Below are 24530 nucleotides of genomic sequence, written 5' to 3'. Positions count from 1 at the left end.
TGGTGACGGCTTCGGCCGTGTCCGTCTCGCCGAGCCTCGGGAAGATCTTCTCCACGCCTCACGGAAGGCCCGGGCGAGGCCGGCCGCGCGCTCGACGATCTCCCGCGAGCTTGCTTGGGCGGGGCGCGTTCGACCAGCTCCATGGACTCCAGTGCCCGACGGTCAGCCGCATCGACTGCGGGCGTACGAGGACCGCCGGGCGCGAGGCGGCTACCGGATCGGCATGCCCGAGAGCGTGCGGGCGATCACCAGGCGCTGGATCTCGCTCGTGCCCTCGAAAATGGTGTAGATCGCGGCGTCGCGGTGCATGCGCTCCACCGGGTACTCGCGTGTGAAGCCGTTGCCGCCGAGGATCTGCACGGCCTGTGCGGTGACCTTCTTTGCGACCTCGCTCGCGTACAGCTTGGACATGGAGCCCTCGGCCGACTCGAACTTCTTGCCGGTGCTCGCCATCCACGAGGCGCGCCACACGAGCAGGCGGGCGGCGTCGATCTGCGTACGCATGTCGGCGAGCTGGAAGGCGATGCCCTGGTTGTCGATGATCGGGCGGCCGAACTGGGTGCGCGTCTTGGCGTACTCCATGGCCTCCTCGTACGCGGCGCGTGCCGTGCCCACCGCCATGGCGCCGACGGCCGGGCGGGACGCCTCGAAGGTGGCCATCGCGGCGTTCTTGACGCGCTCGCCGCCGGCCTTGGCCCGCTCACGCGCGCGTGCCAGTCGCTCGTCGAGCTTCTCCTTGCCGCCGAGTAGGCAGTGGCCGGGAACGCGTACGTCCTCAAGGACGACCTCGGCGGTGTGCGAGGCGCGGATGCCGTGCTTCTTGAACTTCTGGCCCTGGGAGAGGCCGGGCGTGGCCGGCGGGACGATGAAGGAGGCGTGGCCCTTCGAGCCGAGATCGGGGTCGACGACCGCGACGACGACGTGGACGTTGGCTATGCCGCCGTTGGTCGCCCAGGTCTTCGTGCCGTTGAGGACCCATTCGTCCTTGGCCTCGTCGTAGACGGCGCGGGTGCGCATGGCCGCCACGTCGGATCCGGCGTCCGGTTCGGAGGAGCAGAAGGCGGCGACCTTGACGTCGTTCACGTCGCCGTACATCTGCGGGATCCAGGTGCCGATCTGCTCCTCGGTGCCGTTGGCGAGCACGCCGACGGCGGCGAGGCCGGTGCCCATGATGGACAGGCCGATGCCGGCGTCACCCCAGAAGATCTCCTCGGTGGCCATCGGGATGCCGAGGCCCGTGGGGTCGAAGAACTGCTGGGCATAGAAATCCAGTGAATAGATCCCGAGCTTCGCCGCTTCCTGGATGATGGGCCAGGGAGTCTCCTCGCGCTCGTCCCATTCGGCGGCCGCGGGGCGGATCACATCGGCGGCGAATCCGTGGAGCCAGTCCCGGACCTCCTTCTGTTCGTCGTTGAGCTCCATGGTGAACTCGGCCATGACCCCTCCAGGACCTGCATCAACTGCCACGTTACTTGCGGTAACTGAAGTGTGTTACTCACCAGTAGCCCATGTCAACTCCCGGTAGCCCGTTCGATGCGGAGGGCGCTCAGGGTGTTACGTTGCGCGTGCGTCACCGAATCAGCACGGGCGGGGAGAAACCATGGAGACCACCCAGCGGACCGATCAACAGCGGTCCGCCGCGCGCCGTCGGCGTGAGCTGCTCGAAGCCGCGGACCGGGTGGTGCTCCGCGACGGGCCCGGCGCCTCGATGAACGCCATCGCGGCCGAGGCCGGCATCACCAAGCCGATCCTCTACCGGCACTTCGGCGACAAGGGCGGACTCTACGCCGCGCTCGCCAAACGGCATACGGACGCGCTGCTCGAAGCCCTGCGCGCCGCACTCGACGCCCCCGCCGAACGCAGGGAGCGCGTCGAGGCCACGCTCGACACCTACCTCTCGGCGATCGAGGCACGCCCTCAGGTCTACCGCTTCCTGATGCACCCCGCGGAGGCGCCCTCCCCCGGCGACCAGGGCTTCGACGTCGGCGTGCACTCCGCGCCCCTGCTGCGCCGCCTCGGCGAGGAGCTGGCGGAGGTCATCGAGGAGCGCGTCGACCTCGGCCCGGAGAGCGCCGAACTGGCCCGCGTCTGGGGCCACGGCATCGTCGGCATGATGCACGCCGCGGGCGACTGGTGGCTGACCGAACGGCCCTGCCCGCGCGCGCAGTTGGTGCGCAGCCTCGCCGATCTGCTCTGGGGCCGCCTGGCCGCCGCGGGCAACCGCGCGGACGGCCCCGGATTCTGAGCCGGCGCGGGACGTCAGGCGGTGTTCCAGGACGCCCTGGCGGCGGCCCGCAGCACCTTGCGGCGCCGCCAGCCGGTGACGTGGTCGGTGTAGACAGAGCCCTCCAGGTGGTCGCACTCGTGCTGGAGGCAGCGCGCGAACCAGCCCGTCCCGTGCACCCTCACCGGCTCGCCGCGCAGATCGACCCCCTCGACCACGGCGTGGTCGAAGCGCGGCGTGCCCGCTTCGAGGCCCGGGAGCGAGAGGCAGCCCTCCGGGCCGCGCACCGTCTCGCCGTCCGCCTCGACGAGGCGGGCGTTGACCACGTACCCGAGGTGACGGATGTCATCGTCGTCGGGGCAGTCGTACACGAACACCCGCCGCGCGACGCCGATCTGGTTCGCCGCCAGGCCCACGCCCTGGGCCGCGTACATCGTGGCGAACATGTCCTCGACCAGGCGCGCCAGTTCGGGGCCGAAGTCGGTGACCTCCTCGCAGGCCGTGTGGAGCACGGGGTCACCGAGCAGGGTCAGAGGTCGTACGCGCCCCGAGGCGCCCGGGATCGAGCCGTGTCGCATGGCGGCAAGAGTACGGTCCATGGAGAAGCGGCACCGAGGTGGTGCCGTGGTTCGGGCTTGTCTGTGGATCTCGATAGGCTGAGCAGAGAAACGATGCCGGGGGCAGGCGCGGCGCCGTACGCAAGGAGGATCTCGACAGATGTCAGGCAACACGGACCCGCTGTCGCCGCGGGCCAAGCTGGCCGTGACGGCGGGCAAGGCGGCCGCGGCGGTGTCGCGCGCGGCCGGCCGCGGCAGCGGATCGGTGATCGGCGGCAAGGTCGCGCTCCGGCTCGACCCCGAGCTGCTCGGTCGGCTCGCCACACACCTGGACGTGGTCCTCGTGTCGGCCACCAACGGCAAGACGACCACCACACGCCTGATCGCCGAGGCACTGCGAGCCAGCGGCCCCGTCGTGTCGAACGCACTGGGCGCGAACATGCCTGCCGGAATCACCTCGGCGCTCGCCGGCGGCTCCGACGCCAAGTACGGCGTGATCGAGGTCGACGAGAAGTACCTCGCGGGCGTCGCCCGTGACGTGGCCCCGAAGGCGATCGCCCTCCTGAACCTCTCGCGCGACCAGCTCGACCGCGCCGCCGAGACCCGCATGCTCGCCGAGAAGTGGCGCGAGGGCCTGTCCGGTTCCAAGGCCGTGGTCATCGCCAACGCCGACGACCCGCTGGTCGTCTGGGCGGCCTCCTCCTCACCGAACGTGGTGTGGGTGGCCGCGGGCCAGGAGTGGAAGGACGACGCCTGGTCCTGCCCGTCCTGCGGCGGCGTCATGCAGCGCCCCGGTGACGACTGGTTCTGCGGCGAGTGCGGCTTCCGCCGCCCGGCCCCGAGCTGGGTGCTCTCCGGCGACCACGTCCTCGACCCGCACGGCTCGGCGTGGCCCATCCACCTTCAGCTCCCCGGCCGTGCCAACAAGGCCAACGCCACCTCCTCGGCCGCCGTCGCCGCCGTCTTCGGGGTGCCGCCGCAGGTCGCCCTGGAGCGGATGTACCAGGTGCAGGCCGTCGCGGGCCGCTATGACGTCGTGCAGTTCCAGGGCCGTGACCTGCGGCTGCTGCTGGCGAAGAACCCGGCGGGCTGGCTCGAGACGTTCTCGCTGATCGACCCCCCGCCGACCCCGGTGATCCTCGCGGTGAACGCCCGCGGCGCGGACGGCACGGACACCTCCTGGCTCTGGGACGTCGACTACACCCGCCTCGCCGGTCACCCGATCTTCGTCCTCGGCGACCGCAAGCTGGACCTGGCGGTGCGCCTGGAGGTCGCGGGCCTGGACTTCCGGGTCTGCGAGTCCCTCGACGAGGCGGTGCAGCTCGCCCCGCCGGGACGCATCGAGACGATCGCGAACTACACCGCGTTCCAGGACCTGCGCCGCCGCGTCGGCAACTGACCCCACCGGCCCCCTTAGACCTTTTCGTAGGGACGAATGAGCATGAGCGACAACAGCCTTCGGCTGGTGTGGATCTACCCCGACCTGCTGAGCACGTACGGGGACCAGGGCAATGCCCTGGTGGTGGAGCGCCGCGCCCGCCAGCGCGGCCTCCAGGTCGAGCGCTACGACGTGCGCAGCGACCAGCCGGTGCCCACCTCCGGCGACATCTATCTGATCGGCGGCGGCGAGGACCGTCCGCAGCGCCTGGCGGCCGAGCGGCTGCGCCGCGACGGCGGCCTTCAGCGGGCCGTGGGCAACGGCGCGATCGTCTTCTCGGTCTGCGCCGGGTATCAGATCCTGGGCAACGAGTTCATCAACGACCTCGGCCAGCGCGAGCCCGGCCTCGGCCTGCTCGACGTGGTCTCCACCCGCGGCGAGGGCGACCGGTGCGTCGGCGACGTCCTCGGGAACATCGACCCGCAGCTCGGCCTGCCGCCGCTGACCGGCTTCGAGAACCATCAGGGCATCACCCACGTCGGCCCGTCCGCGCGGCCCCTCGCCCGCGTCACACTCGGCCGGGGCAACGGCACGGGGGACGGCACCGAGGGCGCGTACAACGGCACGGTCTTCGGCACGTACATGCACGGCCCGGTCCTCGCCCGCAACCCGCTGATCGCGGACCTGCTGCTGAAGCTGGCCCTCGATGTGAACGCGCTGCCGCCCACGGACGACCGGTGGTACGAGGCGCTGCGCGCCGAGCGCATCGCCTCGGCGCAGCAGCCCGCCTGAGCCCGGCGCGGGCCCTCGGCCGAGGGCCCGCCTGACGCCCCGCCCGCACATGTGAGCGGGGACGTCCAGCCCTCGGACGCCCGATGCTGTCCAGCCCCCCGGCGCCTATAGGGTGGCGGCAACCCGGCCGGACGACGTGGTCCGGTCATCGGCCCACGTTGCAAAGGTATTCCGGGCTATGCGCATTGGTGTCCTGACCTCCGGCGGCGACTGCCCCGGACTGAATGCCGTCATCCGCTCCGTCGTGCACCGCGCGGTGGCGGACCACGGCGACGAGGTCATCGGCTTCCACGACGGCTGGAAGGGCCTCCTGGAATGCGACTACCGCAAGCTCGACCTCGATGCCGTGGGCGGCATCCTCGCCCGCGGCGGGACGATCCTCGGCTCCTCCCGGGTGCAGCCCGCGCATCTGCGTGACGGCGTGGAGCGGGCCAAGGGCCACGTCGCCGACCTCGGTCTCGACGCGATCATCCCGATCGGCGGCGAGGGCACGCTGAAGGCGGCCAGGCTGCTCTCCGACGCGGGCCTGCCCATCGTCGGCGTCCCCAAGACGATCGACAACGACATCGCCGTCACCGACGTCACCTTCGGCTTCGACACCGCCGTGGGCGTGGCGACCGAGGCGCTCGACCGGCTGAAGACCACCGCCGAGTCGCACCAGCGCGTCCTCATCGTCGAGGTCATGGGCCGGCACACCGGCTGGATCGCCCTGCACTCCGGAATGGCCGCGGGCGCGCACGCCGTCGTCGTGCCCGAGCGCCCCTTCGACATCGAGGAGCTGGCCAAGAAGGTCGGCGAGCGCTTCTCGGCGGGCAAGAAGTTCGCGATCGTCGTGGCCGCCGAGGGCGCCAAGCCCCGCGAGGGCTCCATGGAGTTCGACGTGGGCGGCAAGGACGTCTACGGCCACGAGCGGTTCGCCGGCATCGCCCGGCAGCTCTCCCTCGAACTGGAGCAGCGCCTCGGCAAGGAGGCGCGTCCGGTCATCCTCGGGCACGTCCAGCGCGGCGGCACCCCGACCGCGTACGACCGGGTCCTCGCGACGCGCTTCGGCTGGCACGCGGTGGAGGCGGTGCACCGCGGCGAGTTCGGCAGGATGACGGCGCTGCGGGGCACGGACATCGTCATGGTGTCGCTCGCCGAGGCCGTCGAAACGCTGAAGACCGTGCCCGACGAGCGGTACGCCGAGGCGGAGTGCGTGCTGTAGTCCCGTCGCTCCTCGCACTACTCGCCCCCGGTCGCGTCTGCGGCCGGGGGCGGTTCTAGTCTGGTGCCGACACACGTCGCACAATCCGCACGAATCAGGAGCCACCGGATGGATCACAGCGGGCACGGCATGAACATGGATCTGCCGCCGTTCACGCTGGGGCGGGGCCTGGAGATCTCCGTCGAGCCCTTCTTCCTCATCGGCGGCCTGGTGGGACTGGCCCTCTACGCGTGGGGCGTGGTGCGGCTGGTGCGGCGGGGCGACAAGTGGCCGGTGGGGCGCACGATCGCCTTCGTGATCGGTGTTCTCACCGTACTGCTCGTGATGTGCACCAAGCTCAACGACTACGGCATGGTCATGTTCAGCGTGCACATGGTGCAGCACATGGTGATCAGCATGCTGTCGCCGATCCTGCTGCTGCTCGGCGCCCCGATCACGCTGGCCCTGCGCGCCCTGCCGGCGGCGGCGCGCGGCCACAAGGGGCCGCGCGAGTGGCTGCTGTGGGTGCTGCACAGCCGGTACATGCGGATCATCACGCATCCGGCGTTCACGATTCCGCTGTTCATCGCGAGCCTGTACGGGCTCTACTTCACGCCGATCTTCGACACGCTGATGGGCTCCAAGGTGGGCCACATCGGAATGATGGTGCACTTCCTCGCCGTGGGCCTGGTCTTCTTCTGGCCGATCATGGGCGTCGATCCCGGCCCGCACCGCCCCGGCTACATCATGCGGATGCTGGAACTGTTCGCGGGCATGCCCTTCCACGCGTTCTTCGGCATCGCGCTGATGATGGGAACGCAGCCGATGATCGGCACGTACATGCACCCGCCCGCCTCACTCGGCATCGACGCCCTGGCCGACCAGGAGGCCGCCGGCGGCATCGCCTGGGCGTTCAGTGAGATTCCCTCCGTGGTGGTCCTGGTGGCCCTGCTCTTCCAGTGGCGCCGCTCCGAGGACCGCGAGGCCCGGCGCAAGGACCGGGCCGCCGACCGCGACGGTGACAAGGAGCTGGAGGCCTACAACGCCTACCTGGCCTCACTGGCGGCTCGCGGGCGCTAGCGCGGATGGGGCATCGCGGGTGACGATGGTCTTCGGACCGCGGCCCCGGCGCGCAGGCGCGGGGGCTGCCGGGAGGAGGCTGAGCGATGCCCGGTTCCACGAAGACCATGGGTGGGTTCACCATCGGAGGCCTGGTCATGGTGACGGCCTATTCGGCGGCGCTCGGAAGCAACGGCTGGCTGTGGTTCGGCTGGGTCGTGCTCGGGCTGCTCACCCTGGGGATGGTGCTCTCGCGGGGCTCGTGAGCGCGGCGGGGCGGTACCGCGGGGCCGGCCGGTCAGAAACGGAAGACCGATCCGGTGGCCACCTCCAGCTCGCAGCGGTTGGGGAAGACCTTGACCCAGCTCACGCCCCGGCCCTTGTGGGTGCCGGTCGCGCTGGCGGTCACCGGGTCGTACTTCTTGGTGCACGGCCGTGCCGTACGGGGCAGTGCGTCGAGGTCGCCCGAGGCCCTGGCGATCTCCGCGCAGGCCGACGCGGCGTGCGGGTGGCGCCCCGCGGGCTTCGGGTCGCAGCGGAGCAGCACTCCGCGGATCCACGTGTCGTCCGCCTCCGAGACGGTGAGGAAGAGCCCGCGTTTCGGGGCGGAGGCCGCCGTGTCGGCCGCCTGGGCGGGGGCGGAGGCGCCGAGGGCGATCAGTGCGGCGACGGCGACGGTGAACGGGCGCATGAGGACCTCCGGTGGTGGCCGGTGACGTGACGGTGGCGGTGACGTTCTGTGGCGTTCGGCCCCGGCGGCGAGATCGCCGGGGAGAGACCAGCGGAACCCCGTCCGCGCGGCACGTCGAGGCACCGCGCAGGTATTTCGCCCGCCCGGCGGCGCATAACAGCCCGAACGGGCTCTCGCGTCCGCACCATTGATTGGCTACTGTGCGTCGGCACCGGGACCAGGGGGAAGGCAGCCACCATGTTCTATCCACTGCTCAAGTACGTGCTCCTCGGTCCGCTGCTCCGGCTGATGTTCCGGCCCAGGATCGAGGGTCTGGAACATGTGCCGCAGACCGGCGCGGCGATCGTCGCGGGCAACCACCTGTCGTTCTCCGACCACTTCCTGATGCCGGCGATCATCAAGCGCCGCATCACGTTCCTGGCGAAGGCCGAGTACTTCACGGGCCCCGGTATCAGGGGCCGCCTCACCGCCGCGTTCTTCCGCAGCGCGGGGCAGATCCCGGTCGACCGCTCCGGCAAGGAGGCGGGCAAGGCCGCGATCCGGGAGGGCCTGGGCGTGCTGCGCAAGGGGGAGCTGCTCGGCATCTATCCGGAGGGCACCCGCTCGCACGACGGACGGCTCTACAAGGGCAAGGTCGGCGTCGCCGCGATGGCGCTCAAGGCGCGGGTCCCGGTGATCCCCTGCGCGATGATCGGCACCTTCGAGGCACAGCCGCCCGGCCAGAAGCTGCCGAACCTGCGCCGCGTGACGATCCGCTTCGGTGAGCCCCTGGACTTCTCCCGTTACGTCGGCATGGACAACGAGAAGGCGGTCCTGCGGGCCGTCACCGACGAGATCATGTACGCGATCCTCGGACTCTCCGGCCAGGAGTACGTGGACAAGTACGCGGCCGTCGTGAAGGCGGAGGAGGCGGAGCGCGCCGCGGAACGCGACAAGGAGCGCCGCAGGTTCCCGCGACTGCCCCTGAGCTGACACGACGCGGCGCTGCTGCCTGCGGTCGGCCTCACCCCAGGTCGCGCAGGGCCGCGTCCAGTGTCCGGCGTACCTGGAGGGCGTCCGGAGCCACCGCGGTGACCAGGACGCCGGGGCCGGCCAGTGGGGTGAGCGCGGCCCACTCCCCCAGGCGTGACGCCTCCGGTTCGCTCTGTTCGTACTCGGGGCGTACGACGATGAGCTGCCCCACCGCCCGGCGCCCCGCGAGGACCGCGGGGCCGTCCCAGCCGCCGGGCGTGCCCGGGCCGAAGGCCAGCTCCTGGTCGAGCAGCGGGGACCCCGCGCGGTACACGGTCAGTCGGCTGGTCAGCCTGCCGGGGGCTTCGCCCGCCCGCCCGAGCACCTGCTCCTCCCGCAGCACGAGACGGGCCCCCGCGGCGAGCTCCACGCGCGTGGAGAGCCGCAGGTCACTGCCGCGCACCGAGATCAGCTGCTCCGGCAGCCAGCGCAGTTCCGCGCCATCGGCCACGCCGATCCGCACGTCGTAGCGCGCCGCGTCGCCGCCCTGGCCCGGCAGCGCCAGAGTGGCCGCAGCCGAGTCGATGTGGAGCCGGGCGCCCGCGTGCGCGGTGGCTTCGACGGTGAGATGGTCGCCGCCGAGCGGTCCGCTCATCGCCCCGACCAGCGTGACGCGGGCCGCCGGGCCGCCGGAGCGGGTGCGGGTGCGGCGCAGGGCGAGCGGGCCCTCGCCGTCGAGCACGGGCAAGGCCGTGCCGCCCCGCCCGTCGGCGCGCGCCTCGACCCGGGCGGTGGCCCGCAGCCCCGCGCCGCCTCCCGTTCCCATACGGCCCCGAGGGGCGGTGCCGGTCCTCACGCCGACGCGGTCCACGCGGCGTACTGCTCACGCACCCAGGCGGCGACCGGACCGACGCCCTCCGCGGACCGCAGCGACTGGAACACCACCGGCAGCTCCGCGCGCTGCGCCTTGGCGTCGGCGGCCATCGTGGCCAGGTCCGAGCCGACGTACGGGGCGAGGTCGGTCTTGTTGACGACCAGCAGGTCGGCGGTGGTGACGCCGGGCCCGCCCTTGCGCGGGATGTCGTCGCCGCCCGCCACGTCGATGACGAAGATCTGCGCGTCGACGAGCCCCTTGGAGAAGGTGGCGGTGAGGTTGTCGCCGCCGGACTCGACGAGGATCAGGTCGAGCGGCCCGACCTCGTCCTCCAGGTCCTCCACGGCCTCCAGGTTCGCGGAGATGTCGTCACGGATCGCGGTGTGCGGACAGGCCCCGGTCTCCACGGCGGTGATCCGCTCGGGCGGCAGAACGGCCTCGCGGAGCAGGAACTCGGCGTCCTCGCGGGTGTAGATGTCGTTGGTGACGACAGCGAGGGACAGCTCGTCGCGCAGGGCCCGGCAGAGCGCGGCGACGGTGGCGGTCTTCCCGGTGCCCACCGGCCCGCCGAGACCGATGCGCAGGGCGCGCCGCCTCCCGTCGGGCCGCCGTGCGTCGGCGGAGACGGCCGCGGGGCCGTTGTCGTGTGAGTGGTCGAGGTGCATGAGGGCTCCTACGGTTTGCGATCGGATGGATGGACGAATGGCCCGACGCGCCTGTCAGCCCGTCCGGCGCGCCTCCCAGCCCGTCCGGCGTTTGAGGACGAGGCCGTTCAGGCCGATATGGGGGGGGTCTGGGGGCGAAGCCCCCAGAAAGTCGGCCCCGGAGTGAAAGCGTCGCCCCGCTACGACGCGAACAACCGCACAGACCACCCCGCATGGGCCTGCGCCCCCAGCTCAAGCAGCGGAGCCGAAGCCGCGGGCAACGCGTCGACCCCCTCGGCGAGGACCCTCCCGGCCGCCTCCGCCGCCCGCAGGGCGACCCCGTCGAGTTCGGGCGCGAGGCGGGCGAGGACCCCCGTGGCGTCGAAGGGGTCGAGGCTGAGCAGCCGCACCGTGGCGGTCGCAGGACCGCTGATCCCCTCGTACGCGGAGCAGTACGCCGCGTCCTTCGGCCCGAGCCCCGCGGCCCGCGCGGCGAGCCCGAGGACGACGGGCTGATGTGCCCCCTTGGGGAAGCGACGGGCCAGAGCGTCGAGTTCCGGATGCGGCCAGGCCGCCCGCGCCGCCCGCATCAGCTGCCGCCCCAGCCGCCGCGCCGCCGTCCGCAGCGCGGGCGAGGGCGTACGGGCGTCCGCCGCGGCGTCGAGGACGACCGGGTCCACCCCGAGCGCGGCGGCCGCCGCGAGGGAGGCCGCCACCAGGCCGCTGGTGTGGAGCCGCCCGCGGCAGAAGGCCTCCAGGCTCGCGGCCCCGGTGACGCGTCCGGCCTTGACGGCCTCTTCGGCCCCGCCGGAGTGGGCATGCCCCCCGGCGGGGAAGCGGCCGTCGGCCAGGACGAGAAGTGCTGCGCGTGACATGTGATCGCCGCCTGTTTCCGCCGGGCCGTCAGAAGAGGAAGTACCGCTGGGCGAGCGGCAGTTCCATGGCCGGTGACGGCTCGACGAGTTCACCGTCGATGGTGACGGCGAAGCTGTCGGGGGCGACCTCGACACGGGGCAGCGCGTCGTTCTCCCGCATGTCGGCCTTGGAGCGGCCTCGGGTGGAGCGGATGGCCAGGAACTGCTTGTCCAGGCCGAGGCGTTCCGGAAGTCCGTCGTCCAATGCTGACTGGGTCACGAAGTTGACCGAGTTAAGACCCGGGGCCTTGCCGTACGCCCCGTACATGCGGCGCGGCAGGACCGGCTGCGGGGTGGGGATGGAGGCGTTGGCGTCGCCCATCTGCGCGTACGCGATCTGCCCGCCCTTGAGGACGACCTGCGGCTTGACGCCGAAGAACGCCGGTTCCCACAGGACGAGGTCCGCGAGCTTGCCGGTCTCGACCGACCCGATCTCGTGGTCGATGCCCTGCGCGACGGCCGCGTTGATCGTGTACTTGGCGACATATCGACGCGCGCGGCGGTTGTCGGCGCGGGTGTCCCCCGGCAGGAAGCCGCGGCGCCGCTTCATCACGTGCGCGGTCTGCCACGTACGCATGATGACCTCGCCGATGCGCCCCATCGCCTGCGAGTCGGACGACATGATCGAGATGGCGCCGAGGTCGTGGAGGATGTCCTCCGCCCCGATGGTGGTGGGCCTGATGCGGGACTCGGCGAAGGCCAGGTCCTCGGGGACGGCCGGGTTGAGGTGGTGGCAGACCATCAGCATGTCGAGGTGTTCTTCGACGGTGTTGACGGTGTGCGGCCGGGTGGGGTTGGTGGAGCTCGGCAGCATGTTGGGCAGCGACACCGCGGTGATCATGTCGGGGGCGTGTCCGCCGCCCGCGCCCTCGACGTGGAAGGCGTGCAGGGTCCGGCCCGCGACGGCGTCGAACGTGGCGTCGACGAAGCCCGCTTCGTTGAGGGTGTCGGTGTGGACGGCGAGCTGGGCGCCGGTCTCCTCGCAGACGTTCAGGCAGGTGTCGATGACGGCGGGCGTCGCGCCCCAGTCCTCGTGGATCTTGAAGCTGACCGCGCCGGCCCGCAGCTGGGCGTGCATGGACTCGGTGGAGACGGTGTTGCCCTTGCCGAGGAAGCCGATGTTGACGGGGCTGGACTCCAGGGCCGCGAACATGCGCGCAAGATGCCAGGCGCCCGGCGTGATCGTGGTCGCCTTGCTGCCCTCGGCGGGGCCCGTGCCACCGCCGAAGAGCGTCGTGACACCGGAGGCCAGCGCCTCGTCGACGATGGTCGGGGAGATGAAGTGGATGTGGGTGTCGATGCCGCCGGCGGTGAGGATCTTGCCGTTGCCCGAAAGGATCTCGGTCTCCGGGCCGATGACCAGCTCGGGGTCGACGCCGTCCATCGTGTCGGGGTTGCCGGACTTGCCGATGCCGGTGATCCGGCCGTCCCGTATGCCCACGTCGGCCTTGACGACGCCCCAGTGGTCGATGATCACCGCACCGGTGATGACGGTGTCGGGGGCTCCCTCGGCGCGTGTCGTGCGGGACTGGCCCATCGACTCGCGGATGACCTTGCCGCCGCCGAACACGGACTCGTCGCCCGAGCGCCCCGGGCCGCCCGAACGGTCCTCCTCGACCTCGATCAGGAGGTCGGTGTCGGCGAGCCTGATCCGGTCGCCCGTCGTGGGGCCGAAGAGATCGGCGTACGCGGCGCGCGAGAGCTCAGGCATCGAGGGCACCTCCGGTCTCGCCGCGCAGGCCGGGCACGACGCGCTTGCCGGCCAGCGGGACGAGCTCGACGTCGACGGGGATTCCGGGCTCGAAGCGCACGGCGGTGCCCGCGGCGATGTTGAGCCGCTTCCCGCGTGCGGCGCCGCGGTCGAAGTCCAGGCCCGGGTTGGCCTCGGCGAAGTGGTAGTGGGAGCCGACCTGGACGGGGCGGTCGGCCGCGTTGAGAACGGTGAGGCGGGTGACCTCGCGGCCCTCGTTGAAGAGAACGGGTTCGTCGGCGAAGAGGATCTCACCGGGGACGAGGCCCTGTCCCGTGCCGTGCGTGGCGGCATGCATGAGGCGCGGACTCCCGTCAGACGATCGGGTCATGGACGGTGACGAGCTTGGTCCCGTCCGGGAAGGTGGCCTCGACCTGGACGTCGTGGATCATCTCGGATATGCCCGTCATGACGTCGTCCCGGGTGAGGACTCGGCGCCCGGACGACATCAGCTCGGAGACCGTGCGGCCGTCGCGGGCGCCCTCCAGGATGTGCGAGGTGATGAGGGCGATCGCCTCGGGGTGGTTGAGCAGCAGCCCCCGCGCCCTTCGCTTCTCGGCCACGTCCGCGGCCACATGGATGAGCAGTCTCTCCTGCTCGTGCGGGGTCAGTTGCACGATTCCCACCTCAAGTCCTCGCTCCGGACCGTGCGGGGTCCGGTCGCCGCGCCACCGCGGACGGATATAGATGTAACACACACCGAAGGTGCGCGATCTTGCGCACCCCGGCTACGAAATCCCCTGGTGGCGTGGCACGGGAGAGTAGTTGGGAGGAGTTTCAACGAGGTTAACCAGCCGTTGACCGGCCCATGACCGTCAGCTGGGCTTCCCCATACTCACCGGTCCATGACCGTCAGCGGGGCTTTCCCATACTCACCGGCCCATGACCGTCAACCGGGCTTCTCCATGCTCATCAGGGCGCGCATACCGTCCTGGAGCGCCTCGACAGGCGCCTCTTCGAACAGCGCGTACTGGGCGGCGAATCCCTGCACCGCGGCGATCATGGTCCGCGCGACATGGTCGGCGGGGATGTCCGCGCGCATCATGCCCGCTTCCTGGTACCCCTCGACGATCGCGACCCAGGCGGCGCGCACCTTCGCGTAGCCGCCCGCCATGAGGTCCGACAGCTCCTCGTTGCGGAGCGTCTCCGTCCAGACCTGGATCATCAGCCGGGGGAAGTACGACCTGGTGCCGTCGCGCAGCCCCGGCTTCAGGTCCAGGACTTCGGTGATCACCTGTCCGACCAGGACGTCCGGCGGGGGCGGGGGGCTCTGCCGGGCGGCCGACTCGAAGACGCCGCTGATGTCGGTCAGGACCTCGGAGACGATCGCGGCGATCAGCTCGTCCTTGCCGCGGAAGTAGCGGTAGACAGCGCCCGCCGAGAGGTCGACCTCTTTCAGCACGTCCTGCATGGAGGTGGCGTGGAAGCCGTTCCGCGCGAAGCAGAGCGCGGCACCGTCGATGATCTGCCGACGCCGGGCGTCGAGGTGTTCCTGGGATACGCGTGCCATGCCCCCCAAATTAAAACGAACATTCCTTCTTGACAACCGCGCCACGCCCGCAGGACAGTGAGGCCAACCCGTAAAACGAACGATCCTTCTCTATACCTTCCCTCCGAACCTCTCGCCACCGAGGAATGACCATGTCCACTCCGTCCACCACGGCGCCCGCGATGGGCCGCCGCGCCCTCATGGTGACCCTCCTGGTCCCCGTACTCGTGACCCTCGCGCTCTGGGCGTTCGCCTGGCCCGCCGCCCGCACCGCACCGCGCGACCTGCCCCTCGGCGTCGCGGGCACCGCCACCGCCACGGAGCCGATCACCCGGCAACTCGCACGGCACGGAGACGCGTTCGAGATCCACCGTTACGCCGACGAGGCCGCCGCCAGGTCGGCCGTCGAGGACCGGAGCGTGTACGGCGCGGTCGTGGCGACCCAGCGGGGCCCCAAGCTGCTGACCGCGACGGCAGCGAGCCCCGTCGTCGCACAGTTGCTGCAACAGGCGGTGCAGCAGCAGGCGCCGAAGGGGACCTCGGTGCCGACGGTCGACGTGGTGCCCGCGCCCGCTGCGGATCCGCGGGGGTCGGCCCTCGGGGCGAGTGTGCTGCCGTTGGCGATCGCCGGGGTCGCGGCCGGTGCGCTGGTCACCCTGCGGGGGCTGCGCGGGTTCCGCGCGGCGGCGACGCTGGCCGCCACCGCCGTGCTCGTCGGAGCCGTGGCCGCCGCGCTCACGCACACCTGGCTCGGCATCCTCACCGGCGACTGGTGGGCGGAGGCCGGAGTGCTCGGCCTCTCCACGCTCGCGGTCAGCGCCGCGGTGGCGGGGTTCGGGGCCCTGCTCGGTCCGGCGGGCATCGGGGTGGGCGGCCTGCTGATGGTGCTGCTCGGCAACCCCTTCTCCGGGGTCACCTCAGCGCCGCGACTGCTGCCGGAACCGGTCGGTTTCATCGGGCAGTTGCTGCCCCCGGGTGCCGGCGGGACCATGCTGCGCTCGGTGGCGTTCTTCGACGGCGCCGGAGCCGCGGTGCCCGCCGTGACCCTCGGCGCGTGGGCCGTACTCGGCCTTGCGGCCGTCGTGCTCGGCTCGGCCGTACGGAGCCGGCGGACGGCGGCCGCGGCGGAGCCCACGGCTCGGCGGGAGGCCGCGGCGATGGGCTGAGTCCGGGTGGCACGTACGCGAAGGACGGGGCTCGCGCAGACGCAAAACGCCCCCGCCGGACGGCCGCACGCCCCCGCCGCAGCGGACGGGGACGTGCGGCCTTTTCACGTGCTCACGGCGCGCACATCAGCGGCGCATCGTCACTTCGCCCCCGGCCCCCGGTGCTCCGCCGCGATGCCGAACCGCTGTCGTTCCGCCGTGGGCGGCGCGGAGCCGACCGAGGTGACCGTGCTGACCGTCCGCTGCTCCTCGGTCTCCGCGAGCTCTTCGAGGCGCTCCAGGTCGGCGGCGGAGACCAGGGCCACGAGTGGCTTGCCGTGCCGCGTGACGACGACGCGCTCGCCGCCGTAGACGACGCGGTTGATCAGCTCGGCGAGCTCTGCGCGGGCTTGCGTCACCGGAATCTCGTAGGCCATGCCGTCCAGCTTAGACGCCGCCCTTCCGGCGACGGGGTGACGTGATGCCTCCACCCTCGTAGCGTACGTCCTGTACATTTTTTACAGAGGTCCGGGCCCGTCCGCGACCGATGGAGAAGAGGCGCGCCATGAACCGTCCGTCCGCCCGTCACGTCCTGCCCGAGTTCACGGAGCGCACCAGCTCCGGCACGCGGACGCTGGATCCGTACTCCAAGCTCCTCGAGGAGCGGATCGTCTTCCTCGGCACCCCCATCGACAACACGTCGGCGAACGATGTGATGGCGCAGTTCATGCACCTCGAATACCAGGCACCGGACCGCGACATCTCGCTGTACATCAACTCCCCCGGCGGCTCGTTCAGTGCGATGACCGCCATCTACGACACGATGCGGTACGTCAGCTGTGACGTGGAGACCACGTGTCTGGGACAGGCCGCGTCGACCGCCGCCGTCCTGCTGGCCGCGGGGACACCGGGGAAGCGGTTCGCGCTGCCCGGGGCGCGCGTGCTGATCCGTCAGCCCTCCGTCGCCGAGCCGTTCCAGGGCCAGGCCAGCGATCTGGCGATCCAGGCGGACGAGATCACGCGCACGCGGGCGCTCCTTGAGGACCTCCTCGCGCGCCACACCGGGCAGCCGCGGGAGCGGGTCTCCGAGGACATCGAGCGGGACAAGATCCTCGACGCCCGGACGGCCCTGGAGTACGGCCTGGTCGACCGCGTCATCCCGAGCCGCAAGGCCTCACTCGGCGCGCGGGACGCGGGCTGAGGCACCGATGCTGCCGCCCGAGCTGCCGCCGCTGCCCGCCCTCACCCGGGCCGAGGCCGAGCTGATCGACCGTTACCTGGAGGTCGTCGACCTGCTGGGCCGGATCAACCCCGCCCGCGCCGAGCACACGTACGGCGGTCTGCGTGCCGCCCAGGCGCTGGTCGGCAAGGCGACCGCGCTGCGGGACGCGCTGACGCTCATGCACCAGCGGGGCGAGAGCGAGCTGCACGCCCGGACCCTCGCCCGGGCGCTGCGTGTCCTCGACGGCGAACGGCGGGCCGAGCGGGTCGCCGTGCCGCCGTCGACGGGCGGGTGACCGGCACGCGCCGCATCCCGAAACGTCCGGCTCCGTTTTGAAACGGACCAGATGAGCTACCCCCGATGGCGTACGAATCCATCTTTCTTTGCGCGTCCGCGAGTTGCGCGGCACGCGCACATCAAGCCCGGAATGAGACGTTCCGTTGCTGGTCGAGCCGTCGTCAGGCCCCCGGGGCCGATGACCAATTCGGCCCTGTCCACCCGAACAGGTCAGTCGTGAGTAGCCTCACAAAAGGCCGTTTCGGCTCGGTTTTTTCGCCCTTGTCGGGTCAAGATCCCCTTCGACGACAAGCCCCCGCCGCAGCGGCGGGGCGATCCGGGCGGACGCCTAATCCTGCCGCCGCCCGGATGACCGGTCGACATTGGTGCATCGGCAGGAGTGGAGGACCCGAGTACGACGGGCCCGCCCGGAAAGTCCGGGCGACGCCCTTGGGGTGAAGCCGCAGAGCACGACGCGGCCGGGCATCTTCGCCTGCCCGAACCCGACAGGTCATCCTTCTCAGGCGGCTGACGAAGGGTTACGCATGTCCGCGGAGAATCACGTTCCGTCGCTGCTCAGCAAGGCCGGTGCCGCATCGGCTCTCACACTCGCCGTCGTGGGTGGCACGCTCGTGGCCCCCGGGCTCACGACGGAAGCGCACGCGGCCGCACACGCCACGAAGGCGCTCAAGGTCGCGGCGTCCAAGAAAGGATCGCCCTACGCCTACGGAGCGACGGGCCCCTACCGGTTCGACTGCTCGGGGCTGACGCAGTACTCGTTCAAGCGCACGGGCAAGAAGCTGCCGCGCACCGCCGCCGCGCAGTACAACAAGACCCGGCACATCGGCAGGTCGCAACGGACCCCCGGTGACCTGGTGTTCTTCCACTCGGGCCGGAACATCTACCACGTCGGCATCTACGCGGGTAACGGCCGTATCTGGCACTCGCCCAAGACGGGGGCCGTGGTGCGCCTGGAGAAGATCTGGACCAACAGCGTCTGGTACGGCAGGGTCCGCTGACCGACCGTGCTTGGGGCGCGCCCGTTCGGATACTCGTACTGGATGTCGGACGACTACTCCTGCACCGCCCGCAATGAGACGCCGTTGGAGCGTGCCGACCGCAACTTCGCCGAGCTGCTCCAGGAGTTGCGGGTCACGCAGACCGGCGTGCAGATCCTGTTCGCCTTCCTGCTCGGTCTCGCCTTCACGCCGCGCTTCCCCTCGCTCGACGCGGTGCAGCGCGGCACCTACGTCACGACGCTGCTGCTCGCGGTGGCCGCCGCGGCGCTCTTCACGGCGCCCGCCGCGCTGCACAGGTCGCTGTTCCAGCAGCGCGTCAAGCCGCTGATCGTGCGCGTCTCCGCCCGCCTCGCCGCCGCCGGCCTCGCCGTACTGGTGCTCGCCCTGACCGGGTCCGTACTGCTCGTGGTGGACGTGACGGTCGGCAGGGCCGCGGGCGTCGGGGCCGGCGCCGGGACCCTGACGGTCTGTGTGGGGCTGTGGGGCGTGCTGCCGCGGCTCGTGCGGCGCTCGGGGCAGTACGCCGAGGCTGCCGCCGCACGGGACGTCCCGGACTTCACTCCGGTGCCGGCCCGCGGAGGTGTCGCGCGGCCCTGGCGCCGGGAGCAGTGCCGGTGACGGCTCAGCCGCCGCGGGCGCGGCCCTGACCGGTGCGCGGTCAGGGCGCGGCGTCGCGCGGCCCGCCCTGGACGGACACCGTCCAGGGCAGCGCGATCCACACGGTCTTGCCCCCCTCGTCGGTGGGGCTCACCGAGAGACGGCCGCCGCACTCGGCGGTGAGCATACGGATGATGACCATGCCCCGGCCGTTGTCCTGCTGGACGGCCGCGGGCAGCCTGCGCGGATAGCGTGGATGGCTGTCGGTGACGCCGATCCGCAGTTGTTCGTCCCGGTCGAGCTGGACGTCCACGGTGAACGTGGGCGACTGCCCGCGCGTGTGCTGCACGGCGTTGGTGGCGAGTTCGGAGACGATGAGTCTGACCGTGTCCCCCACCTCGGCACCGCCCGGCAGCCCCCACTCCGCGAGCACCTTCGACACGTACTTCCTGGCCGCGGAGACCGAGGCAGGATCGCTCGGCAGAGTGACGGATGCTTCCTTGCGATCTGCCATGGCGACGCTGTCCCTTTCCCACCGGGGCCGGTCTCCGACTCGGAGCGGATGACCCGAGGACGGTCCCGGACTGGTGCTTCGCGCCAGCCTCCCACTGCTTGGCCGCTCTCGGGTGGCGATCCACCGAGATGTGCATATATCTGTCGCTCGATGCGGTGAACTCTGCTACGACCGAGCGTATTTGGGCGCGAGGTAGGAGCTTGTTCTACTGTCCCCCCGTGACTCCGGCCCATGCCGCCGGGGATTTCGACCGATCTGTCCGGAAGGGGACGGGCATGCAGTACGGGCCCGCGGTGCGCCGACGCCAGCTCGGTGCCGAACTGCGGTCGCTGCGCGGACAGGCCGGGCTCACCAGCAGTGAGGCGGCGGCCAGGCTCGGCTGGCACCAGTCCAAGGTGAGCCGTATCGAGACGGGCCGCAGCGGGGTGAAGTCCTCGGACGTGCGACGCCTGCTCGACCTGTACGACGTGCGGGACCCGCGCCTCAGTGACCTGCTCGCGGCCCTGGCCGGAACCGACGACGCCGGCGACGGGCGCCACCACTGGTGGAAGGCCTACCGCGACCTGCTGCCCGCGGCCTATCGCGACTTCATCAGCCTGGAGTCGCAGGCGAGCCGCATGCGCACCCTGGAGACGACCGTGGTCCCCGGTCTGCTGCAGACCCGCGACTACGCCCTCGCGGTGACCCGGGCCGCGGTCGGCGGTCTGCCCGACGAGCAGGTCGACGCCTTGGTGGAGGTCCGCCTCGCCCGTCAGGACGTGCTGCGGGCCGATCCGCCGCTGCGCCTGAGCGTGGTGCTCGACGAGGCGGTTTTACGCCGACCGGTGGGCGGCCCCGAGGTTTTCGCGGGGCAGCTCGCCCGGTTACGGGAGGTGTCCGCGTTGCCGCAGGTGCGACTACAGGTGCTGCCGTTCACCTCTGGAGAGCATGTGGGCCTGACCGGTCCCTTCGTTATTTTTTCGTTTCCGAACATTTCTGATCTGGACGTGGTTGTTCTCGACCACTTGACGAGTAGCCTCTGCCTTGAGCGGAAAGAGGACCTGCGGGCCTACACCCAGGCCTTCGACTCCCTCCGGGACCGGGCGCTTTCACCCGAGGACTCGGAACACTTCATCGCCGGGCTAAGCGACGGCGCGAAGGAGGAACCATGACCGCAACGCCTCGGCAGGCCAGCACCAGCAGCCCCCCGCAGGGCGCGCGATGGCGGCGCAGCAGTCACAGCAACGGAATGAACAACTGCGTCGAGACGGCCACGCTCGACTCCGGCAGGCCGAACCGCCTGCTGGCCGTGCGTGACTCGAAGAACACCGAAGGATCCGCCCTGCTCTTCTCCCCCGGTCCCTGGGAGACGTTCCTCGACAGCCTTCGATGAGCCGCCTCCGGTCCCGGTCCGGGGCCGGAGCGCCTCAGCGAGGTGCGGTGCGGCTGATCACCTCGACGGCACCGGCGATCTGCGTGTCGGTGAGATCCGCTCGGGCGGTCAGCCGCAGCCGCGAGACGCCGTCCGGCACGGACGGCGGCCTGAAGCAGCCGACCGCCAGGCCCGCGGCCCGGCAGTCGGCCGCCCAGCGCACGGCAGGCTCCGCGGCCGGCGCGCGCACGGAGACGACGGCGGCGTCCGGACGTACCGCCGAAAGCCCCTCGGCCGTCAGGCGCCGATGCAGCTCGGCGGCGACCTGCCGGGCCCGTGCGGCCCTTTCGGGCTCGCGGCGGAGCAGCCGCAGGGCCGCGAGCGCGGCGCCCGCCGCGGCGGGCGCGAGGCCGGTGTCGAAGATGAAGGTGCGGGCGGCGTTCACCAGGTGGTCGATGACCTTGGCGGGGCCGAGCACCGCACCGCCCTGGCTCCCGAAGGACTTCGACAGGGTCAGGGTGACCACGGTGTCGGCCGCTCCCGCCAGGCCCGCGGCGTGCGGCGCGCCCCGGCCGCCGTCGCCCAGGACACCGATCCCGTGGGCGTCGTCGACGATGAGCCCGGCGCCGTACTCCCGGCAGACCGAGGCCAGTCCGGCGAGCGGCGCGGCGTCGCCGTCCACCGAGAACACCGAGTCGGAGACCACGACGGCGGGGCCCGCGTGTGCGTCCAGCGCCTTGCGCACCGCGTCGGGGTCGGCGTGCGGCACCACCTGGGTCGTGGCGCGGGCGAGCCGGCAGCCGTCGATCAGCGACGCGTGGTTGCCCGCGTCGGAGACGATCAGCGAGCCGTGCGGGGCGAGCGCGGTGACGGCGGCGAGGTTCGCCGCGTAGCCGGACGACAGCACGAGCGCCGCCTCGAAGCCGCAGAACTCCGCGAGTTCCCGCTCCAGGTCCGCGTGGAGCCGCGTGGAGCCCGTGACGAGCCGGGAGCCGGTCGCGCCGCCGCCCCAGAGCCGGGCCGCGGCGGCGGCGCCCTCGGTGACCTCCGGGTGCCGGGTCAAGCCCAGATAGTCGTTGCTCGCCAGATCCAGGAGGCCCCCGGCGTCCGCGTCGCGCGGGCGCAGGGTGCGCACGAGCCCGGCGTCGGCGCGCAGCCGTGCCTGCTCGTCGAGCCACTCGAACGGCGAACGCTCCAACGGCGGACGTGCGGGGCCCGGCGAGGCCGGCTCGTTTGTAGACATTGCACAGACCCTAGCCGTCCTGCCATCTGGCCAGGGTGTGGCAATACCCACACCTCAAACCCTTTCTGTTGTGCGAACTCTCCTTGGCCGGGGAGCCTGCCGTACGTAAGGATCAGCGCCATGGATCTGCTGAACACGCTGGTGGACAAGGGGCTTCGGCGCGAGCTGCCGACCCGTGAAGAGGCGCTGGCCGTGCTGGCCACGTCCGACGACGATCTCCTGGACGTAGTGGCCGCCGCCGCGAAGGTGCGGCGGCAGTGGTTCGGGCGGCGGGTGAAACTCAACTATCTGGTCAACCTCAAGTCGGGCCTGTGCCCGGAGGACTGCTCGTACTGTTCGCAGCGGCTCGGTTCCAAGGCCGAGATCCTCAAGTACACCTGGCTGAAGCCGGACGAGGCCTCGCAGGCCGCCGCGGCCGGTGTCGCAGGCGGCGCCAAGCGGGTCTGCCTGGTGGCCAGCGGCCGCGGGCCGACGGACCGTGACGTCGACCGGGTGGCGCAGACCATCGCCGCGGTCAAGGAGCAGAACGACGGCATCGAGGTGTGCGCCTGCCTCGGCCTGCTCTCGGACGGGCAGGCGGAGCGGCTGCGGGGCGCGGGCGCCGACGCGTACAACCACAACCTGAACACGTCCGAGGCGACGTACGCGGACATCACCAAGACGCACACCTACGCGGACCGCGTGGACACCGTGCGGAAGGCGCACGCGGCCGGGCTCTCCGCCTGCTCCGGGCTGATCGCGGGCATGGGCGAGCGCGACGAGGACCTGGTCGACGTGGTCTTCTCGCTCCGCGAGCTCGACCCGGACTCGGTGCCGGTCAACTTCCTGATCCCCTTCGAAGGCACCCCGCTGGCCAAGGAGTGGAACCTCACGCCGCAGCGCTGTCTGCGCATCCTCGCGATGGTCCGTTTCGTCTGCCCGGATGCCGAGGTGCGCATCGCGGGCGGCCGCGAGGTCCATCTGCGCTCGATGCAGCCGCTCGCCCTGCACCTCGCCAACTCCATCTTCCTGGGCGACTACCTGACCAGCGAGGGCCAGGCGGGCAAGGCGGACCTGGACATGATCGCGGACGCCGGTTTCGAGGTCGAGGGCACCGACCAGGTCACGCTGCCCCAGCACCGGGCGGACGCGGCGGGCTGCGGCTCACCCGCGACACCGGGCGGGGGCGGCTGCGGCTCGCACGGTGAGAGCGGCGGCTGCGGCTCGCACGAGGAGAGCGGCGGCTGCGGCTCGCACGAGGAGAGCGGTGGCTGCGGGCCGTGCGGGTCGGCGGAGAGCGAGCCGGCGGCGGAGACCGCCCCGGCCGAGGCGCGCACGGATCTGGTGTCGGTACGGCGCCGGGGCGCGGGAACGGACCTCGCACCCAATGCGTGACCTGCCCACGGACAAGCTGGCCGAGCTCGTCGAACTGGACCGCCGCCATGTGTGGCACCCCTACGGACCGATGCCGGGGCGTCAGGAGCCGCTGGTCGTGGCGTCGGCGAACGGGGTGCGGCTGCGCCTCGCCGACGGTTCGGGCGAGCTGGTCGACGGGATGTCGTCGTGGTGGTCGGCGATCCACGGCTACAACCACCCCGTACTGAACGAAGCCGTGCGCGCCCAGCTCGACCGGATGAGCCACGTCATGTTCGGCGGTCTGACGCACGAGCCCGCCGTGTCCCTCGCGAAGCGCCTTGTCGACATGTCCCCCGAGGGTCTTGAGCACGTCTTCCTCGCCGACTCGGGCTCCGTCTCGGTCGAGGTGGCGGTGAAGATGTGCCTCCAGCACTGGCGTTCCCTCGGTCGCCCCGAGAAGCGGCGGCTGCTGACGTGGCGCGGCGGCTACCACGGCGACACCTGGCAGCCGATGTCCGTGTGCGACCCCGAGGGCGGCATGCACGAGCTGTGGCAGGGGGTCCTGCCCCAGCAGGTGTTCGCGGACGCGCCGCCGGACGCCTACGAGGAGACGTACGCGGACCATCTGCGGGAGCTGATCGAGCGCCACGCGGGCGAGCTGGCGGCGGTGATCGTGGAGCCCGTGGTGCAGGGCGCGGGCGGGATGCGGTTCCACTCCCCCGTCTATCTGCGCGTGCTGCGCGAGGCGTGCGACGCGCACGACGTGCTCCTGGTCTTCGACGAGATCGCCACCGGCTTCGGCCGCACCGGCGCGCTGTTCGCCGCGGACCACGCGCACGTCACGCCCGACGTGATGTGTGTCGGCAAGGCGCTGACCGGCGGCTATCTGACCCTGGCGGCGACGCTGTGCACGGCCAGGGTCGCGGACGGCATCTCGCGCGGCGAGGTCCCTGTCCTGGCCCACGGGCCGACGTTCATGGGCAACCCGCTGGCCGCGGCGGTGGCAGGCGCCTCGATCGACCTGCTTCTCGGGCAGGACTGGCAGGGCGAGGTCAAGCGCGTCGAGACGGGGCTGCGCGAGGGCCTCTCAGAGACGGCCGGTCTGCCCGGGGTACGGGACGTCCGCGTCCTCGGGGCCATCGGCGTCGTCCAGCTCGACCACCCGGTGGACATGGCGGCGGCGACCCGGGCGGCGGTGCGCGAAGGCGTGTGGCTGCGGCCGTTCCGGGATCTGGTCTACACGATGCCGCCGTTCGTCACGGGCGACGACGACGTGGCACGCATCGCGCGCGCGGTCTGCGCGGCGGCGAAGGAGGGCTGAC

General features: G+C 71.5%; 29 protein-coding genes. 16 read left to right on the top strand and 13 right to left on the bottom strand.

The window, feature by feature from the left end; genetic code table 11:
* Positions 1-210: 210 nt before the first annotated feature.
* Positions 211-1437 (bottom strand): acyl-CoA dehydrogenase family protein, encoded by a 1227-nt coding sequence (locus ACZ6JY_RS09920; protein ID WP_469194103.1) that lies wholly within the window; start codon positions 1435-1437, stop codon positions 211-213.
* Positions 1438-1600: 163 nt separating this feature from the next.
* On the opposite strand from ACZ6JY_RS09920, the gene ACZ6JY_RS09915 reads away from it, so the two are divergent.
* Positions 1601-2245 carry a TetR/AcrR family transcriptional regulator gene (locus tag ACZ6JY_RS09915; RefSeq protein WP_469194101.1) on the top strand — a complete coding sequence of 215 codons (645 nt, stop codon included), beginning with the start codon at positions 1601-1603 and terminating at the stop codon, positions 2243-2245.
* 14 nt (positions 2246-2259) lie between these two features.
* Here the strand turns inward: ACZ6JY_RS09915 and def are convergent, their stop codons facing one another.
* Positions 2260-2802, bottom strand: coding sequence for a peptide deformylase (def, locus tag ACZ6JY_RS09910; protein WP_469194099.1), 543 nt, complete (start codon positions 2800-2802; stop codon positions 2260-2262).
* Between the two features lie 139 nt (positions 2803-2941).
* Between def and ACZ6JY_RS09905 the strand changes: the two genes are divergently transcribed.
* The 5 genes from ACZ6JY_RS09905 to ACZ6JY_RS09885 all read left to right on the top strand — a co-directional run bounded on the left by ACZ6JY_RS09905 (position 2942) and on the right by ACZ6JY_RS09885 (position 7459).
* On the top strand, positions 2942-4180 hold the full coding sequence (locus ACZ6JY_RS09905) for a MurT ligase domain-containing protein (RefSeq protein ID WP_469194097.1): 1239 nt from the start codon (positions 2942-2944) through the stop codon (positions 4178-4180).
* 42 nt (positions 4181-4222) lie between these two features.
* Complete coding sequence (locus tag ACZ6JY_RS09900) at positions 4223-4951, top strand: type 1 glutamine amidotransferase (RefSeq protein WP_469194095.1); 729 nt, start codon at positions 4223-4225, stop codon at positions 4949-4951.
* A gap of 178 nt (positions 4952-5129) precedes the next feature.
* Positions 5130-6155, top strand: a complete 1026-nt coding sequence (locus tag ACZ6JY_RS09895) for a 6-phosphofructokinase (RefSeq protein ID WP_469194094.1) — start codon at positions 5130-5132, stop codon at positions 6153-6155.
* A 108-nt stretch (positions 6156-6263) separates the two neighbouring features.
* On the top strand, positions 6264-7214 hold the full coding sequence (locus ACZ6JY_RS09890; RefSeq protein ID WP_469194093.1) for a cytochrome c oxidase assembly protein: 951 nt from the start codon (positions 6264-6266) through the stop codon (positions 7212-7214).
* Between the two features lie 86 nt (positions 7215-7300).
* A complete protein-coding gene (locus ACZ6JY_RS09885; RefSeq protein WP_447035306.1) occupies positions 7301-7459 on the top strand; it encodes a hypothetical protein in 159 nt (52 codons plus the stop codon).
* Between the two features lie 32 nt (positions 7460-7491).
* On the opposite strand, the gene ACZ6JY_RS09880 is transcribed toward ACZ6JY_RS09885, so the two are convergent.
* Entirely contained in the window at positions 7492-7884 is a 393-nt protein-coding gene (locus ACZ6JY_RS09880; RefSeq protein WP_469194091.1) for an SSI family serine proteinase inhibitor, read from the bottom strand.
* Between the two features lie 237 nt (positions 7885-8121).
* Between ACZ6JY_RS09880 and ACZ6JY_RS09875 the strand changes: the two genes are divergently transcribed.
* Positions 8122-8856, top strand: coding sequence for a lysophospholipid acyltransferase family protein (locus tag ACZ6JY_RS09875; protein WP_469194089.1), 735 nt, complete (start codon positions 8122-8124; stop codon positions 8854-8856).
* 31 nt (positions 8857-8887) lie between these two features.
* Here the strand turns inward: ACZ6JY_RS09875 and ACZ6JY_RS09870 are convergent, their stop codons facing one another.
* From ACZ6JY_RS09870 to ACZ6JY_RS09840, 7 genes are all read right to left on the bottom strand, one after another.
* A complete protein-coding gene (locus tag ACZ6JY_RS09870; RefSeq protein WP_469194087.1) occupies positions 8888-9661 on the bottom strand; it encodes an urease accessory protein UreD in 774 nt (257 codons plus the stop codon).
* A 26-nt stretch (positions 9662-9687) separates the two neighbouring features.
* On the bottom strand, positions 9688-10374 hold the full coding sequence (ureG, locus tag ACZ6JY_RS09865; protein ID WP_469194085.1) for an urease accessory protein UreG: 687 nt from the start codon (positions 10372-10374) through the stop codon (positions 9688-9690).
* A 179-nt stretch (positions 10375-10553) separates the two neighbouring features.
* Positions 10554-11228, bottom strand: a complete 675-nt coding sequence (locus ACZ6JY_RS09860; RefSeq protein ID WP_469194083.1) for an urease accessory protein UreF — start codon at positions 11226-11228, stop codon at positions 10554-10556.
* Between the two features lie 28 nt (positions 11229-11256).
* Positions 11257-12978: an urease subunit alpha gene (locus ACZ6JY_RS09855; protein ID WP_469194081.1), complete on the bottom strand. Its 1722-nt coding sequence runs from the start codon at positions 12976-12978 to the stop codon at positions 11257-11259.
* Positions 12971-13315 (bottom strand): urease subunit beta, encoded by a 345-nt coding sequence (locus ACZ6JY_RS09850; protein WP_469194079.1) that lies wholly within the window; start codon positions 13313-13315, stop codon positions 12971-12973. The genes ACZ6JY_RS09855 and ACZ6JY_RS09850 overlap by 8 nt, the downstream gene beginning before the upstream one ends.
* A 16-nt stretch (positions 13316-13331) precedes the next feature.
* A complete protein-coding gene (locus ACZ6JY_RS09845) occupies positions 13332-13634 on the bottom strand; it encodes an urease subunit gamma (protein ID WP_469194078.1) in 303 nt (100 codons plus the stop codon).
* Between the two features lie 272 nt (positions 13635-13906).
* On the bottom strand, positions 13907-14527 hold the full coding sequence (locus ACZ6JY_RS09840) for a TetR/AcrR family transcriptional regulator (RefSeq protein WP_469194076.1): 621 nt from the start codon (positions 14525-14527) through the stop codon (positions 13907-13909).
* 131 nt (positions 14528-14658) lie between these two features.
* On the opposite strand from ACZ6JY_RS09840, the gene ACZ6JY_RS09835 reads away from it, so the two are divergent.
* Complete coding sequence (locus tag ACZ6JY_RS09835) at positions 14659-15672, top strand: ABC transporter permease (RefSeq protein WP_469194074.1); 1014 nt, start codon at positions 14659-14661, stop codon at positions 15670-15672.
* A gap of 140 nt (positions 15673-15812) precedes the next feature.
* On the opposite strand, the gene ACZ6JY_RS09830 is transcribed toward ACZ6JY_RS09835, so the two are convergent.
* Entirely contained in the window at positions 15813-16088 is a 276-nt protein-coding gene (locus tag ACZ6JY_RS09830) for a type II toxin-antitoxin system Phd/YefM family antitoxin (RefSeq protein WP_469194072.1), read from the bottom strand.
* 128 nt (positions 16089-16216) lie between these two features.
* On the opposite strand from ACZ6JY_RS09830, the gene ACZ6JY_RS09825 reads away from it, so the two are divergent.
* From ACZ6JY_RS09825 to ACZ6JY_RS09810, 4 genes are all read left to right on the top strand, one after another.
* Positions 16217-16852 (top strand): ATP-dependent Clp protease proteolytic subunit, encoded by a 636-nt coding sequence (locus ACZ6JY_RS09825; protein ID WP_469194070.1) that lies wholly within the window; start codon positions 16217-16219, stop codon positions 16850-16852.
* Between the two features lie 7 nt (positions 16853-16859).
* A complete protein-coding gene (locus ACZ6JY_RS09820; RefSeq protein ID WP_469194069.1) occupies positions 16860-17168 on the top strand; it encodes a hypothetical protein in 309 nt (102 codons plus the stop codon).
* 526 nt (positions 17169-17694) lie between these two features.
* The gene (locus tag ACZ6JY_RS09815) at positions 17695-18168 is read left to right on the top strand and encodes a C40 family peptidase (RefSeq protein ID WP_469194067.1); all 474 of its coding nucleotides are present in this window, start codon (positions 17695-17697) and stop codon (positions 18166-18168) included.
* 42 nt (positions 18169-18210) lie between these two features.
* Positions 18211-18786 carry a DUF6328 family protein gene (locus ACZ6JY_RS09810; protein ID WP_469194065.1) on the top strand — a complete coding sequence of 192 codons (576 nt, stop codon included), beginning with the start codon at positions 18211-18213 and terminating at the stop codon, positions 18784-18786.
* A gap of 40 nt (positions 18787-18826) precedes the next feature.
* On the opposite strand, the gene ACZ6JY_RS09805 is transcribed toward ACZ6JY_RS09810, so the two are convergent.
* The gene (locus tag ACZ6JY_RS09805; protein ID WP_469194063.1) at positions 18827-19279 is read right to left on the bottom strand and encodes an ATP-binding protein; all 453 of its coding nucleotides are present in this window, start codon (positions 19277-19279) and stop codon (positions 18827-18829) included.
* 275 nt (positions 19280-19554) lie between these two features.
* Between ACZ6JY_RS09805 and ACZ6JY_RS09800 the strand changes: the two genes are divergently transcribed.
* Positions 19555-20430 carry a helix-turn-helix domain-containing protein gene (locus ACZ6JY_RS09800; protein WP_469194061.1) on the top strand — a complete coding sequence of 292 codons (876 nt, stop codon included), beginning with the start codon at positions 19555-19557 and terminating at the stop codon, positions 20428-20430.
* Positions 20427-20651 (top strand): DUF397 domain-containing protein, encoded by a 225-nt coding sequence (locus ACZ6JY_RS09795; RefSeq protein WP_469194059.1) that lies wholly within the window; start codon positions 20427-20429, stop codon positions 20649-20651. Before ACZ6JY_RS09800 ends, ACZ6JY_RS09795 begins: the two co-directional genes overlap by 4 nt.
* 34 nt (positions 20652-20685) lie before the next feature.
* Here the strand turns inward: ACZ6JY_RS09795 and ACZ6JY_RS09790 are convergent, their stop codons facing one another.
* On the bottom strand, positions 20686-21873 hold the full coding sequence (locus tag ACZ6JY_RS09790) for an 8-amino-7-oxononanoate synthase (RefSeq protein ID WP_469194057.1): 1188 nt from the start codon (positions 21871-21873) through the stop codon (positions 20686-20688).
* A gap of 120 nt (positions 21874-21993) precedes the next feature.
* Between ACZ6JY_RS09790 and bioB the strand changes: the two genes are divergently transcribed.
* Entirely contained in the window at positions 21994-23247 is a 1254-nt protein-coding gene (gene bioB / locus ACZ6JY_RS09785; RefSeq protein WP_469194055.1) for a biotin synthase BioB, read from the top strand.
* Positions 23240-24529, top strand: a complete 1290-nt coding sequence (locus ACZ6JY_RS09780; protein WP_469194053.1) for an adenosylmethionine--8-amino-7-oxononanoate transaminase — start codon at positions 23240-23242, stop codon at positions 24527-24529. Before bioB ends, ACZ6JY_RS09780 begins: the two co-directional genes overlap by 8 nt.
* Position 24530 lies beyond the last annotated feature (1 nt).

This window comes from Streptomyces sp. NPDC046335 (assembly GCF_055587985.1).
Note: the sequence above shows the minus strand (reverse complement) of the source record. Positions and strands in the feature narration are given on the sequence as shown.